This window comes from Catenulispora pinisilvae (genome assembly GCF_015356865.1).
In the GTDB taxonomy this organism is placed as follows: Bacteria; Actinomycetota; Actinomycetes; order Streptomycetales; family Catenulisporaceae; genus Catenulispora; species Catenulispora pinisilvae.
In genome coordinates, this window is the sequence record NZ_JAAFZA010000538.1 from 1 (window position 1) to 886 (window position 886).

Consider the following 886-nt stretch of genomic DNA (forward strand, 5'->3'; position numbering starts at 1 on the left):
TGTCGCCGCAGCCGGCACCCGGGATCTTCTCCACCACTGCGGTGGACCCGGTCTCCGAGCCGCGCCCGCCGACCCAGGATGCGCGGTTTCGGGACTACCGCGCTGCCAGCACCGGGACCGGCGGCCGGACTCGCCGGGCCGCCGGTACCGCACCACCAGTTTTGTACTTTTCCGGTCGGTTTTCGGTTCGTTCCCCTCGGTCGCGTCGGCAGGGCTTTGCCTTTGCCTACAGTGCCGGTGGCCGGGAGTCAAGTTCGCGCTATCAAAACCGCAGCTTGCAGGTCTGACCGCAAGCGCGCGGACTTTACTCCCGGACACCGGTGCTGTACCCCTTGGGGCTGACGACGCGACCGAGGGGAACGGACCGCAACCACCTCACAAACCGCCAGCGCAGGGCCCTAGCTGGACCACCCTATGGAGCAGCGCCAGTTCCCCGAGGGAGCCAAGAGCCCCCGCCGGAGGCGCCGGCCCTTCACCACAGCTCTTGACCTTGATCTTGCTTGTGCTCTTGCTGTTGATCTTGCTTGTGCTCTTGCCGTTGATCTTGCTTGTGCTCTTGCCGTTGATCTTGCTTGTGCTCTTGCTGTTGATCTTGCTTGTGCTCTTGCTGTTGATCTTGCTTGTGCTCTTGCTGTTGATCTTGCTTGGGCTCTTGATTTTGATCTTGCTTGGGCTCTTGATCTTGATCTAGACCCTGGTTCAGACCTGCTGGAGTTGAAGAGGCCTGAGGCGGGGCGGGGTCGTGAACGCGAAAACCGGCAGCCGACAAACACACCCACCGACCCGAACCCCGAACCGGCACAACCATAACCGAAGGCCGTAAAAAGCATTTAAAGCCCACAGCGCAACCGCAACCCGGCCCACAAACCCCAGCCCCCCGAAAAAG

Annotated in this window: 1 protein-coding gene; it reads right to left on the reverse strand. The window is 61.9% G+C overall.

Features of this window, described 5'->3' with window-relative positions; all coding sequences use genetic code 11:
* Nucleotides 1–472: 472 nt before the first annotated feature.
* Nucleotides 473–886 (reverse strand): hypothetical protein (locus IZR01_RS49360; protein WP_228561475.1); only part of this gene is annotated, 414 nt, incomplete at its 5' end.